This is a genomic window from Cognatishimia maritima (assembly GCF_900129685.1).
Classification (GTDB): Bacteria; Pseudomonadota; Alphaproteobacteria; order Rhodobacterales; family Rhodobacteraceae; genus Cognatishimia; species Cognatishimia maritima.
This window is the reverse complement of record NZ_FQWM01000007.1, coordinates 83,453-97,168: the sequence shown is the minus strand read 5'-3', so window position 1 is coordinate 97,168 and position 13,716 is coordinate 83,453. Positions and strand designations below refer to the sequence as shown.

Sequence of the window (13,716 nt, the reverse complement as noted above, 5' to 3'; positions counted from 1 at the left end):
GCGATTAAAAATCCTCAACCGCCATTACGCCCGGCAGCGACTTGATTGCGCCTTTGATCTGCGGATTGGCCGGGAATTCCATGCCGGTGTCGATCTCCACCTCGCCGGGCAATTCAGGGTCCATGAGGTTCAGCATCACAGGGCCGCGCGGGCCGTTTTTGACCGCCTCGCGCGCGCCATTCAGGACGCTGGCGACATTCGGGACGGCCTCTGAATTTTCCACAAATATCCGCAAGCCAGCCGAACCTGCATCGGCCACGACGGTATCAATTGGCCCGATGGACTTGGCGAGCAATTTCAATTGATCGGCCTCCATCGTCGCCTCAACCGTCACAACAACTTTCGATCCGGTCTCCAGATGCTCTCGGCATTTTTCTAAGGTTTCCGAGAAAATTGTGACCTCATAGGCCCCGGTTGGGTCAGACAATTGCGCAAAGGCAAAGCGATTGCCACGCGCAGATTTGCGTTCCTGACGGCCAGAAACCCGCCCGGCGAGTTTTGCAACACAAGGACCAGAGCGCGCTTTGTCGGTCAACTCATCCAAGGTCAGAATTTTCTTCCGTTTCAACGCTGCCATATAGTCTTGCAGCGGGTGGCCCGACAGAAAGAAGCCAATCGCGCGCGCTTCTTCGTCGAGCTTCTCTGCCGGTAGCCAATCTGCGACTTTGCTTAGGCGTGGTTCTGGCAGATCATCCCCTGCTTCGCCGAACAGCGACACCTGATTGCTTTCTTTTTGTTCGTGAATGGCGGCAGAGTAATTCACCAGCCCCTCAAGACTTTCAAAGACTTTGCGTCGGTTGCGATCAAGTTCATCAAACGCCCCGGACCGCGCCAGCATTTCCAAAGGCCGCTTGCCCACCTTTTTCAGGTTCACCCGGCGAGCAAAGTCAAAGAGGTTGGTAAAAGGCTTATCGACCCCGTCCACCTTGCGGCCCTGCGTCAAAAGCGTCATCGCCTCAACACCCACGTTTTTTAATGCGCCCAGCGCATAGACCAAATGCCCGTCGCGCACGGTAAACGTCGCCTCCGACCGGTTCACGCAGGGCGGTATGTAGGGCAGCTTGAGAGCCTTTTTCACCTCTTCGAAATAGACCGCCAGCTTATCCGTTAAATGGATATCGCAGTTCATCACGCCGCCCATGAACTCGACCGGGTGGTTCGCTTTTAGCCATGCGGTGTAATAGGACACCACCGCATAGGCTGCCGCGTGGGATTTGTTAAAACCGTAGTTCGCGAATTTCTCAAGCAGGTCAAAGACTTCCGAAGCTTTCTTCTTGTCGACGCCATTTTTGGCGGCACCTTCTTCGAACTTTGGACGTTCTGCGTCCATCGCTTCTTTAATCTTTTTACCCATCGCGCGGCGCAAAAGGTCCGCGCCGCCAAGGCTATATCCCGCCATCACCTGAGCAATCTGCATCACCTGTTCCTGATAGACGATAATGCCTTGCGTTTCCTCAAGAATATGGTCGATCAGCGGGTGAACGGATTCAATTTCCCTAAGCCCGTTTTTGACCTCACAGTAGGTCGGAATGTTCTCCATCGGGCCGGGACGATACAGCGCCACAAGCGCAACGATGTCTTCGATACAGGTCGGTTTCATGCGCTTCAGCGCATCCATCATACCGGTGGATTCCACCTGGAAGACAGCAACGGTCTTGGCGGCTGCGTAAAGTTCGTAGGTCGCCTCATCGTCCAGCGGGATGGCGTTGATTTCATTCACCGCCCCTTCGGGCGGATCATAAAGCTTTGTGCCATCCGCCTTGATGTGAATATCGCGCCCTTCGCCGTTGATCAGGTTCACGGCGTTCTGCACGACCGTCAGGGTTTTCAGACCCAAGAAGTCAAACTTCACAAGACCCGCTTGCTCCACCCATTTCATATTGAACTGGGTGGCAGGCATGTCAGATCGCGGATCTTGATACAGCGGCACCAAGGCATCCAAGGGCCGGTCGCCAATTACAACACCCGCCGCGTGGGTTGAGGCGTTGCGCAATAACCCTTCGACCTGCTGGCCATAGGTCAATAGCCGGTCGACAACGGGTTCGGCCTTGGCTTCCTCCCGCAGGCGCGGTTCGTCCTTCAATGCCTTTTCGATAGAGACCGGCTTGACGCCCTCAACCGGGATCATCTTGGAAAGACGGTCCACCTGCCCATACGGCATCTGCAACACACGCCCAATGTCACGCACGGCGGCCTTAGAGAGTAGCGCACCAAAAGTGATGATCTGCCCCACTTTGTCGCGGCCATATTTCTCTTGCACGTAGCGAATGACCTCTTCGCGGCGGTCCATGCAAAAGTCGATGTCAAAGTCGGGCATCGAGACCCGTTCTGGGTTCAAGAACCGTTCAAACAGCAGCGAATAGCGCAGAGGATCAAGGTCGGTGATGAGCAATGCATATGCGACAAGGCTACCTGCCCCCGAGCCGCGCCCCGGCCCAACCGGGATGCCCTTATCTTTGCCCCACTTGATGAAATCCGCAACGATGAGAAAGTAGCCTGGGAACCCCATCCCCTCGATGATCCCCAACTCAAAATCTAGCCGCTCTTGGTATTCTTCGACACTTACGGCATGGGGAATCCGCGACAAGCGATACTCTAACCCTTCTTGGGCTTGGCGGCGCAGTTCTGCGACCTCGTCATCGGCAAACTTAGGCAGGATCGGATCACGGCGATAGGTCGCGAAAGCGCAGCGCTGCGCGATTTCAACCGTGTTTTCAATCGCTTCCGGCAGGTCCGCAAAAAGCGTCATCATCTCTTGCGGGGATTTCAGGTAATGCTGCGCCGTGAGGCGGCGGCGCCCCTCGGACTGATCGACATAGGCACCTTCGGCGACACAAATCAGGGCGTCATGCGCTTCATACATCTCGGGCTTTGGGAAATAGACATCGTTGGTCGCAACCAGCGGGATGTCCATCGCATAGGCCATTTCCACGAAGCCACGTTCCGACAGGCGTTCAGCCTCGGGCTGGCCATCCTCGCCCGGGTGGCGCTGCAATTCGACATAAAGCCGATCCGCATAAATCTCCTTGAAGGCGCGCATCATCGCCTCGGCCGCCGGGCGCTGCCCTTGGCGTAACATCCGCCCCATTGGGCCATCTGGTCCGCCTGTCAAACAGATCAGCCCGTCGGCATGGGTACCCAGTTCCTCCATCGTGACATGAGGCACCTCACCCGGTCGTGCCACATACAGGCACGAACTTAGCTTCATCAGGTTCTCATAGCCTTCTTCAGACTGGCTCAGCAGAACAATGGGCGCAGGTGGCGGGTCTTGAGTGCGGCCTGTCGGGTCATCGTGCGGCATCTGCAGATCAACCTGACAGCCCACGATGGGCTGAATACCAGCGCCCTGCGCCGTCACCGAGAACTCTAGCGCGGCGAACATATTGTTCGTGTCGGTGATGGCGACGGCGGGCATGTCCATATCCGCGCAGATACCGGGTAACTTCTTGACCCGAACGGCCCCTTCCAAAAGGGAATATTCAGTATGGACGCGGAGATGAATGAATCGGGCTGTGCTGCTCATGGGAGGAAGCTACCGCAGCAAGACCGATGATGGAATGACAGTTCTTCTGTGGTTTGCTAATCCTAGGCGAAACTTTCGTAGCCCAGACCATGCATTGGCTGTGCGTAAGAGTGAAGAACAAAGGCAACGCGACGTGGCGCGAACGAAATCTGGCAATAAAGATGCGCAGTTGCGCAAAGCGGCGATAGAGGAAGTGGCTGAACACGGGCTTGCCGCGGCCTCAGTGAACCGGATGGCTGACCGTGCCGAGGTCTCTGTCGGCACCGTCTATCGTTACTACGCAGACAAAAATGCCGTTCTGCGTGACGCCTATTTGCACCTGAAATTTGATCTAAGTCGTGCAATGCTTGAAGCGGCAGCGCCATGCGCAACATCAAAAGATAAAATTCGCACCGCGCTTCGGGCATTTGCCAATCACGTTTTAGCAAACCCGCAACATGTGATTTTCCTTGAAACCGTGGGGACGGCCACCATCCTTGGGCCCGAAGACCTGCAAAAGGTTGCGGCTATCGATGCTGATCTGAACCAGCTCCTGAACGACGGGATTGCGGATGGCACGCTTCGACCGGCACCGATAGAGGCAATTGCAACGATGTTGCTAGCCCCAATCATCCACACAGCGCGGCGTGCAGCGCACCAATCGATCCGGCAAAAGCCCGCGCATGTCGATGAAATCCTTGAAATGTGCTGGTATTCGGTTGCGCGCGACCATAAATGAGTAAGAACTCATTTATTAGAAGCCGGAGCCTCCATGCGCCTTTTCAAACTTACCCGACTGCCCTCACTTGCGCTTGCCGGCGCATTGCTTTCTGTCCCGACAATCAGTTCTGCTGAAATCACAACCGACGACATATTATCGGGCTACAAGACCAATGCAGCGCTGGCGCAGTTTTACCGCTGGTTCCAGTATTACGAGCGACCAGAAGGCGGGATCGAGAACGCGCTTGGTATTCTTGCTGACGACATTTTCGTTAAGTCCACTTTGGGTGAGGCCAACGGACATGACGAATACCGTAGCCGTGTCGAAAGCCTGCCGAAGGAATGGAAAAACAGTCATCAGGTGCAATCTGTTGGCGTAACGGTTGGTCCCGATGCCGCGATCTCGCTGACTGCAGAGATCATCTATCAAAACGTCGGCGTCCTGCCAGATGGCGCGACTCGTACAGCGCCGTTGGCTTACGAGATGCTGCTGACCGATCTTGATGGCGCTTTGCCCAAGATTTCCACTGTCACCATCGGCGGCCAAAACAGCAGTACAGATGTGCCCTATCAAGACGCCTATGCGGAAAACCGCGTGCGCAGCTTGATCCACTATTGGCTGAGCATCATCGAAAATCCAGCGCGCGACGCGTCTCCGTTCCGCAATATTCTGGCTGAATCCCCCAAGATCAATTTCTCCTCCGGTCTGATCGAAGATTACGACGGCCTCGCCGTTTGGCTGGCTGGTCCAGGCAGCCAAGTAAAAGCGAGCACGCATATCATCGAAGACCTAGAGGTCGCCGATTTGGATGGCGGTCTGTGGCAAGCCACTATGATCTTTGACTGGGCCGGCATCCTACCCGATGGGGCGGAATTGTCAGCGAAAACCAAACACACATGGGTCATCGAAAACGACGTGACAGAGCCTTTCGCGCGCATTCAACAGGTCGATGTTGAAGTGCTACAGCCTTTCCAGCCACGGCGATAATCTAATTGTTTCCCGGCCTTGGCACCTGTGCACGGCCGGGAACCCTACGGGTACCAGTTCCCGCGTCAGTGACTGAAAATTGAGCGAAAGACTTTCACGATCTCGTTGAAAGTCGCGCAAAACACAGCGATTTCAATGCCCTTGCCCCGCCGCGCGAATGACAAGAAAAGAGGCACTTAGCGAAACTGATCCCCTCTTCCGCCCAAGTTTTTCTTGCCAGACAGACCCATGGCTCCCTATCATTTCTTATAGGACAAAGGGGAGCCGCGTTTTTTCTACGTCGCATCGAGGAAACGCATCAGGGCGCAATGTATTGGTAAGGCGACGGGTTTTCTGAATGGATATCACGTTTCTTCTGAATGGAGAGACCGTGGAACTTCGCGACGTGGAAGCGAACACGACGCTATTGCAATGGCTGCGTGAGACACGCGGGCTGACTGGCACCAAAGAAGGCTGCAACGAAGGCGACTGTGGCGCGTGTTCTGTGCTGGTCACGGATCACGACGGCATCAAAGCCTTGAATGCCTGCATCCTGTTCCTGCCGCAATTGCAGGGCAAAGCCATCCGCACGGTCGAAGGCGTGTCAGGTCCAGATGGTGCGTTGCACCCGATTCAACAGGCGATGATTGCCCATCACGGCAGCCAATGCGGTTTCTGCACGCCGGGGTTTGTGACGTCGATGGTGGCCGCACATCACACGGGCCGAACCGATTGGGACGATCAATTGGCAGGCAACCTCTGCCGCTGCACAGGCTATGCGCCGATCATCAAAGCCGCCGAAGCTGCGAGTGAAGTGGCCCCGGTGGACTGGCTTGATGACGCCTTGCCGGATGTCTCCGAAGAAACTGGTGGCGGCGACATCATGCGCCCGGCGTCGTCGGATGAGCTTGCCAAACAATACCGGGACCACCCCGATGCCACGCTGATCGCTGGCGCGACGGATGTTGGCCTTTGGGTCACCAAGCAATTGAAAGATCTGTCCCCGGTTATCTTCCTGAACGGCTGTGGCGACCTTCAAAAAATTGAAGACACTGGCAACGAACTCAAATGCGGCGCGATGGTCAGCATGGTCGCTTTGCGAAATGCGCTTGAACCGATCTATCCAAGCTACGCGGAAATGCTGCGCCGGTTTGCCAGCAACCAAATCCGCCAAGCGGCCACCTTGGGTGGCAATATCGCCAATGGTTCTCCGATCGGTGATAACCCTCCAGCCCTGATTGCCCTTGGGGCCACTTTGCACCTGCGGCGCGGCACAGCTCGGCGCCAGATGCCGATTGAGGATTTCTTTGTCGATTACGGCAAACAAGACCGCAAGCCGGGCGAGTTTGTCGAGTGGATTTCCATTCCCAAACAACCTGACCGACTGCGGGTCTACAAACTCTCTAAACGGTTTGATCAAGACATTTCAGCGGTGCTTGGCGCATTCTACCTGACGGTCGAAGATGGCACGGTGAAAGAGGCTCGTATTGCTTTTGGTGGCATGGCGGGCATTCCAAAACGCGCCTACCACGTCGAAGATGTTCTGCGCGGTCAGCCGTGGAACGAAGAAACCATCGCCAAAGCATGGCCCGCTTGGTCACGGGACTTTGAACCAATGTCTGACATGCGTGCCTCGGCCGACTACCGCCTTGACGCAGCCCGCAACATGTTGACGCGATATTTCCTCGAAAACCTCGGCGCGGCCACCTCTGTTCTGGAGGTCACCGCATGACAGTCGCTGCCCCCCTTCCCCATGACAGCGCGGAACTGCACGTCACCGGCAAAGCCCGCTATGTGGACGACTTGCCATCGCCTGCTGGCACTTTGCATTTGGCCTTCGGCCTCTCGGCCATCGCGCGTGGCCGCGTGACGGACATGGACCTAAGCGCCGTACGCGCTGCGCCCGGTGTGGTTAAGGTGCTGACCGCCAATGACTTGCCCCACGCCAATGACGTCAGCCCCTCGATCCATGATGAGCCACTTCTGAGTGACGGCAGCGTCCATTACCTCGGCCAGCCGCTGTTTTTGGTTGTTGCGACAAGCCACACCCTCGCCCGCAAGGCCGCGCGGCTGGCGGATGTGTCATATGACGAAGAGCCGCCGCTTCTTACAATTGACGACGCGATGGCGGCAAACAGCCATTTCGAAGATGGCCCTCGCATCTGGCAACGCGGCGACGCAGATGCCGCCGTGGCCAACGCGCCGCATCGCATTAGCGGCACAATAGAGATGGGCGGGCAAGAGCATTTCTATCTTGAAGGTCAGGCTGCATTGGTGCAGCCGCAGGACAATGGCGACATGCTGGTGCACAGCTCCACCCAGCACCCAACCGAGATTCAGCACAAAGTGGCCGAGGCGCTCGGCTTGCCAATGCACGCCATCCGCGTCGAGACCCGGCGCATGGGCGGCGGCTTTGGTGGCAAAGAAAGTCAGGGCAACGCGTTGGCAGTGTCTTGTGCGGTTGCGGCATCACTGACGGGTCGCGCCTGCAAAATGCGCTATGACCGCGACGACGATATGACCGTGACCGGCAAGCGGCACGATTTCCGTATCAGTTATGAGGTCGGGTTTGACGATCAGGGCCGCGTACTTGGGATTTCGTTCTTGCAACTCGCCCGCTGTGGCTGGGCGCAGGACTTATCATTGCCGGTCGCCGACCGCGCCATGCTGCATGCAGACAATGCCTATCAGCTGGACAACATTCGCATTGAAAGCCACCGCCTGAAGACCAATACGCAATCCGCGACCGCCTTCCGGGGATTCGGCGGCCCGCAGGGCATGCTGGGCATCGAACGGGTGATGGATCATATCGCCCATGCGCTTGGCACGGACCCGCTCGAGGTGCGCCGCGTGAACTATTACGCCGAAAAGGATGGGGCGGACGACGCGCCCAAAAATACCACCCCCTACGGTCAAGACGTGACCGATTTTGTCTTACATGACCTGACCGCAAAGCTGATCGACGGCAGCGATTATACGAAGCGACGTGCGGCGGTGGCGGAATGGAACGCTGCGAACCCTGTTCTGAAAAAGGGAATTGCTTTCTCGCCCGTCAAATTCGGGATTTCCTTTACGCTGACGCACCTCAACCAAGCCGGCGCGCTGGTGCATGTCTACGCCGATGGGTCGATCCAGATGAACCACGGCGGGACAGAGATGGGTCAGGGTCTGAACCAAAAGGTCGCGCAGGTCGCTGCAAGCCGATTTGGCGTGGCCATGTCGGCGGTGCGGATCACAGCGACAGACACCTCGAAGGTGCCCAATACCTCGGCCACGGCCGCCAGTTCTGGCAGTGATCTGAACGGGATGGCGGTGCGAAATGCCTGCGACCTCATCCGGGCGCGCATGGCGGATTTCATCGGACGCTATCATCAGTGCCCATCCGACGCGGTCGAATTTGCGGGCGGCTTTGTGCATGCAGGCGACAACGTGATGACCTTCGCGCAGGCCGCCAAGCTTTGCTATGAAAATCGCGTCAGCCTCTCGGCAACAGGGTTTTACAAAACCCCCAGCCTCAGTTGGGACCGGATCAAGGGACAGGGACGTCCGTTTTATTACTTCGCCTACGGGGCGGCGGTGACTGAGGTTGTGATCGACACCTTGACCGGAGAGAACCGCATCCTGCGCACCGATATTCTGCATGATGCGGGAACATCGCTGAACCCAGCCTTGGACATCGGGCAGGTTGAAGGCGCGTATGTGCAGGGGGCCGGTTGGTTGACAACCGAAGAACTCGTCTGGGATAACAAAGGACAGCTCAGGACTCACGCGCCCAGCACCTATAAGATCCCAGCCTGCTCGGACCGACCCGACATTTTCAACGTCACGCTCTATGAAAACGCGAACGCCGAAGACACGATCTATCGCTCCAAAGCGGTGGGGGAACCGCCATTCATGCTTGGGATTTCCGCGCTTTTGGCCCTGTCTGATGCCGTCGCTGCCTGCGGAGCACCCTACCCGGACCTGCAGGCCCCAGCCACGCCGGAACGCATTCTGAAAGCTGTGCAAAAGGTGCAAGATGCTTGACCCTAGGCACCTTACCCAACGAGTCGCCACCCATGGCCCCTACATTCGGGTTGTGACGGCAGAGGTCAAAGGCTCTGCCCCACGTGAAGTTGGGGCCGCGATGCTGGTTTGGCTGGACGGCCAAGAGGGCACAATCGGCGGCGGCGCGCTGGAGTATGAAGCCACGCAGGCAGCACGGGCAATGCTGAACAGCGACCAGCGCAGCAAAGTTACCCGCCACCCCTTGGGGCCGAACCTTGGCCAATGCTGCGGCGGTGCAGTGACTTTGGTGAGCGAACGGATCGACGCGCATTTTCTCAGCACCCTTCCCAATGATCTGCCATTCGCCCGGCGTGTGGAAGGGTCTGCAGACCAGCCCCTTGGCATGACACGCGATTTGGCTATGGCACGGGGCCAGGGCCAACCCATTCTGGCGCGCCTTGAAGACGGTTGGTGGATAGAGCCAGTCCATCAATCCCAACGTGCGCTCTGGATTTGGGGCGCAGGTCACGTGGGCCGCGCCATCGTGGATTTTTTGGCCCCGCTACCGCAATTCGCCCTTACCTGGGTCGACACGGCGGAAAGCCGATTTCCAGATGTGATCCCCGACGCGGTCGATCATATTCCCGCAACAGACCCCGCCCGTTTGGCCGGGCATGCACCCAAAGACGCCGAACATTTGATCCTGACCTATTCGCACGCATTGGACCTCGCGCTTTGCGATGCGCTTTTGACGCGCGGATTTGTCAGCGCGGGTCTGATCGGCTCTGCAACCAAATGGACGCGATTTCAGAAACGATTGGCGGCAGTGGGCCACCAGCCTGACCAGATATTGCGCATTACCTGCCCGATTGGCGACCCAAGACTTGGGAAACACCCACAGGCCATTGCCATAGGTATCGCTGCCAAGTTATTGAATGAAAAAGCAGAACACGCATCCCGGGGGACATTGACCGCATGAGCACACCACTGCTTTCGATCCAAGGGCTAACCAAAGCCTACCCCGGCGTTGTCGCCAACGACAACGTGTCCTTTGACATCGGAGAGGGCCAGGTTCACGCGCTTTTGGGCGAAAACGGTGCGGGTAAATCCACACTTGTGAAAATGATCTACGGGCTGGTCAAACCCGACAGCGGATCGATGACATGGCGTGGCCAACCCTTTGCACCGCCCGAACCTCGCGTGGCACGCGCCACGGGCGTGGCCATGGTGTTCCAGCATTTTTCGCTGTTTGACGCGCTGAATGTGGCCGAAAACGTCGCCCTCGGCATGGAAAACCCGCCGCCATTGCGCGACTTGGCCAGCCGCATCCGCGACGTGAGTGAGACCTACGGCCTGCCGCTTGACCCCTCGCGGACGGTTGGCGACCTTTCTGCCGGGGAACGCCAGAGGGTCGAAATCATTCGCTGCCTGTTGCAAGACCCGAAGCTGTTGATCATGGACGAGCCGACCTCGGTCCTGACTCCGCAAGAGGTTGAAATCCTGTTCGAAACCCTGCGCAAACTAAAGGCTGAGGGGACGTCGATCCTTTATATTTCGCACAAACTTGAAGAAATTCGGTCGCTCTGCGACCATGCCACTATCCTTCGGCTGGGCAAGAATGTTGGCGAGTGTGTGCCCGCAGAAACCTCTGCGCGGCAGATGGCGGAACTGATGGTGGGCGACACATTGCAGACGCCAACGCGCACCGCGCAGGATGGCGGTGCAGAGGTGCTGCGGGTGCAGAACCTGACGGCTAAATCCGGCAATCCCTTTGGGACCTCCCTCAAGGACATCAGCTTTTCGGTTCATGCGGGTGAAATCCTTGGCCTTGGCGGCGTGGCTGGCAACGGGCAGGACGAACTTTTGGCTGCGCTGTCCGGTGAGTTGCTGACCACCCCAGAGGCGGTGAAAATTCGCGGGGATGCTGTGGGCCACCTTGGGCCAAACCAACGCCGTGGCATCGGTACGCTTGCAGCCCCCGAAGAACGGCTGGGTCATGCCGCCGCGCCGAACATGTCGCTTGTGGAAAACGCCCTGCTGACCGGAGCCATTCGTAAAAGCCTGACAAAGAACGGTTTTGTGAACTGGAAAGGCACCAAGGATTTTGCCGAAGATGTCATTACAAAGTTCGACGTCCGCACCCCCGGTTCCGACCGCGCCGCACGCGCCCTGTCGGGCGGCAACCTGCAGAAATTCGTGATCGGGCGCGAGGTGTTGCAAGACCCCGATGTGTTGATCGTCAATCAACCCACCTGGGGCGTGGATGCCGCCGCCGCTGCTGCCATCCGGCAATCGCTGATGGACCTCGCCGCCAAGGGTGCTGCGATTGTGGTGATCAGCCAAGACCTTGATGAACTTATGGAAATCTCGGATCGTTTTGGTGCCTTAAACGAAGGCCGCCTTTCCACTCTGCGCCCAACCGCAGGGCTAACCATTGACGAAATCGGCCTGATGATGGGCGGCAGCCACGGCATGGAAGTGGCCCACATCCAAGAGGAGGCAGGCGCATGATCCAGCTTGAGAGACGCCCGCAGCCCAGCCGATTCTGGTCGTTCTTCACCCCGGTTGTTGCCGTGATTGTCACCATGATCGCGGGCGGCTTGCTTTTTGCGGCGCTAGGCAAAAACCCCATAGAGGCGATCCGCACGATATTCTATGACCCGCTTTTCGGAGAGTTCTCGTTCTACTACCGCCCACAGCTTCTGGTGAAAGGTGGGCCGTTGATCCTGATCGCGATTGGCCTGAGTCTTGGGTTTCGTGCCGGGATTTGGAACATCGGGGCTGAGGGGCAATATATCCTCGGCGCGATTTGCGGCGCGGCCGTCGGGCTGGCATTCTATCCGACCGAAAGCGTGTTTATCTTTCCTTTGATGATCATCGCGGGGCTTTTGGGCGGCATGGCCTGGGCCATGATCCCGGCCTTACTAAAGGTCAAATTTGGCACCAATGAAATCTTGGTGTCGCTCATGCTGGTCTATGTGGCGGAACAACTTCTGGCGTCCATGTCTTTGGGATTGCTAAGAAATCCTGAAGGGCACGGTTTTCCCGGCAGCCGCAATTTCCAGTCATATGAAAGCGGCCACAACGCCGAACTCATTGCAGGCACCGGGCTGCATTGGGGGCTGGCCGCAGCCTTTATCGCAGTCATTCTGGCCTATGTTTTGCTGAACAAACATATCCTTGGCTTCAACATCCGCCTCACTGGCGAAGCCCCTCGTGCAGCCCGGTTTGGCGGCGTGAACCCGACGCGCCTGATTGTTCTCTGCATGGGCATTTCGGGTGCTTTGGCAGGCATGGCGGGCTTGTTTGAGGTTTCTGGCCCGTCCGGGCAAATCAGCATCGACTTCAACGTCGGCTATGGCTTCACCGCCATCATCGTCGCCTTCCTTGGTCGTTTGCACCCGATTGGCATTCTGCTGGCCGGGCTACTCATGGCGCTGACCTATATTGGCGGCGAAATTGCGCAGGCCAATCTTGGCCTCCCTGCCGCCGCTATTCAGGTGTTCCAAGGCATGCTGCTGTTCTTCCTGCTGGCGCTTGACCTACTCTCAAACTTCCGCATCCGATTTGCCGCGAAGGGAGCCGTATAATGGACCTATCCGCCATCAGCCCCACCCTTCTCATCGCGTCCCTCATGGTCGCCGCAACGCCGCTATTGCTGGCCGCCATCGGAGAGCTTGTGGTTGAGAAAGCAGGCGTTCTGAACCTTGGTGTCGAAGGCATGATGATCGTCGGTGCGGTCTGCGGTTTTGCGGTGTCAGTGGAAACCGGATCCCCCTACTTGGGTATCCTTGCCGCCATGGCAGGGGGTGCGATTCTGTCGATGCTTTTTGCCTTCCTCACACAGTTTGCTTTAGCAAACCAAGTGGCGTCGGGCCTTGCCCTGACACTCTTTGGTCTCGGCCTGTCTGCGCTGATGGGGCAAAGCTATGTGGGCATCAAGCCGCCAGCGATGGGCACCGTGGATATTCCGGTGCTGTCAGATTTGCCGGTAGTTGGCCCAATCCTCTTTGGCCATGACATCGTGCTTTATATGGGGCTGGGCCTGACCGCCGCCGTATGGGCAACACTGAAATTTACGCGCGCCGGATTGATCCTGCGCGCAGTAGGTGAAAACCACGAGGCGGCACATGCGCTTGGCTATCATGTGGTGCGCGTCCGCATCCTCGCCATTCTGTTCGGCGGGGCCTGCGCGGGGCTTGGCGGGGCCTACATCAGCCTGATCCGAGTGCCACAATGGACAGAGGGTATGACCGCCGGCATCGGCTGGATCGCGCTGGCGCTGGTGGTTTTTGCCAGTTGGAAACCATGGCGCGTCTTGCTGGGTGCCTATTTGTTTGGCGGCATCAATGTGCTGCAACTGAACCTGCAGGCGGCAGGTATTGCCATTCCCGTCGAATACTTGGCAATGTCGCCCTATCTGATCACCATTCTGGTGCTTGTCATTCTGTCGGCCGACAAAAGCGCGGCACCTGCCTCGCTTGGCCGACCATTCCATGCCTCTCACTGACTTGCCAGTGCTGGGCCAATACTTTGAACA

General features: G+C 57.6%; 9 protein-coding genes. 8 read left to right on the top strand and 1 reads right to left on the bottom strand.

All coding sequences use genetic code 11. The features are described 5' to 3' along the window. Positions 1-4 precede the first annotated feature (4 nt). Positions 5-3,523: a DNA polymerase III subunit alpha gene (gene dnaE / locus BUA39_RS13935; RefSeq protein ID WP_072793832.1), complete on the bottom strand. Its 3,519-nt coding sequence runs from the start codon at positions 3,521-3,523 to the stop codon at positions 5-7. Between the two features lie 133 nt (positions 3,524-3,656). On the opposite strand from dnaE, the gene BUA39_RS13930 reads away from it, so the two are divergent. From BUA39_RS13930 to BUA39_RS13895, 8 genes are all read left to right on the top strand, one after another. Next, positions 3,657-4,241, top strand: a complete 585-nt coding sequence (locus tag BUA39_RS13930; protein WP_165610530.1) for a TetR/AcrR family transcriptional regulator — start codon at positions 3,657-3,659, stop codon at positions 4,239-4,241. Positions 4,242-4,274: 33 nt separating this feature from the next. Beyond that, complete coding sequence (locus BUA39_RS13925; RefSeq protein ID WP_072793830.1) at positions 4,275-5,210, top strand: hypothetical protein; 936 nt, start codon at positions 4,275-4,277, stop codon at positions 5,208-5,210. A 337-nt stretch (positions 5,211-5,547) separates the two neighbouring features. Further along, positions 5,548-6,921, top strand: a complete 1,374-nt coding sequence (xdhA, locus tag BUA39_RS13920) for a xanthine dehydrogenase small subunit (RefSeq protein ID WP_072793829.1) — start codon at positions 5,548-5,550, stop codon at positions 6,919-6,921. Beyond that, the gene (gene xdhB, locus BUA39_RS13915; protein ID WP_072793828.1) at positions 6,918-9,215 is read left to right on the top strand and encodes a xanthine dehydrogenase molybdopterin binding subunit; all 2,298 of its coding nucleotides are present in this window, start codon (positions 6,918-6,920) and stop codon (positions 9,213-9,215) included. The genes xdhA and xdhB overlap by 4 nt, the downstream gene beginning before the upstream one ends. Continuing rightward, a complete protein-coding gene (xdhC, locus tag BUA39_RS13910) occupies positions 9,208-10,155 on the top strand; it encodes a xanthine dehydrogenase accessory protein XdhC (RefSeq protein WP_072793827.1) in 948 nt (315 codons plus the stop codon). The genes xdhB and xdhC overlap by 8 nt, the downstream gene beginning before the upstream one ends. Continuing rightward, positions 10,152-11,687, top strand: a complete 1,536-nt coding sequence (locus BUA39_RS13905; RefSeq protein WP_072793826.1) for an ABC transporter ATP-binding protein — start codon at positions 10,152-10,154, stop codon at positions 11,685-11,687. The genes xdhC and BUA39_RS13905 overlap by 4 nt, the downstream gene beginning before the upstream one ends. After that, on the top strand, positions 11,684-12,766 hold the full coding sequence (locus BUA39_RS13900) for an ABC transporter permease (RefSeq protein ID WP_072793825.1): 1,083 nt from the start codon (positions 11,684-11,686) through the stop codon (positions 12,764-12,766). Before BUA39_RS13905 ends, BUA39_RS13900 begins: the two co-directional genes overlap by 4 nt. After that, the gene (locus BUA39_RS13895; protein WP_072793824.1) at positions 12,766-13,686 is read left to right on the top strand and encodes an ABC transporter permease; all 921 of its coding nucleotides are present in this window, start codon (positions 12,766-12,768) and stop codon (positions 13,684-13,686) included. The genes BUA39_RS13900 and BUA39_RS13895 overlap by 1 nt, the downstream gene beginning before the upstream one ends. Positions 13,687-13,716 lie beyond the last annotated feature (30 nt).

Coding starts and splice junctions, on each gene's coding strand:
- BUA39_RS13925 (WP_072793830.1), top strand. CDS start 4,275: ATGCGCCTTTTCAAACTTACCCGACTGCCCTCACTTGCGCTTGCCGGC.
- xdhA (WP_072793829.1), top strand. CDS start 5,548: ATGGATATCACGTTTCTTCTGAATGGAGAGACCGTGGAACTTCGCGAC.
- BUA39_RS13900 (WP_072793825.1), top strand. CDS start 11,684: ATGATCCAGCTTGAGAGACGCCCGCAGCCCAGCCGATTCTGGTCGTTC.
- BUA39_RS13905 (WP_072793826.1), top strand. CDS start 10,152: ATGAGCACACCACTGCTTTCGATCCAAGGGCTAACCAAAGCCTACCCC.
- BUA39_RS13895 (WP_072793824.1), top strand. CDS start 12,766: ATGGACCTATCCGCCATCAGCCCCACCCTTCTCATCGCGTCCCTCATG.
- dnaE (WP_072793832.1), bottom strand. CDS start 3,523: ATGAGCAGCACAGCCCGATTCATTCATCTCCGCGTCCATACTGAATAT.
- xdhC (WP_072793827.1), top strand. CDS start 9,208: ATGCTTGACCCTAGGCACCTTACCCAACGAGTCGCCACCCATGGCCCC.
- xdhB (WP_072793828.1), top strand. CDS start 6,918: ATGACAGTCGCTGCCCCCCTTCCCCATGACAGCGCGGAACTGCACGTC.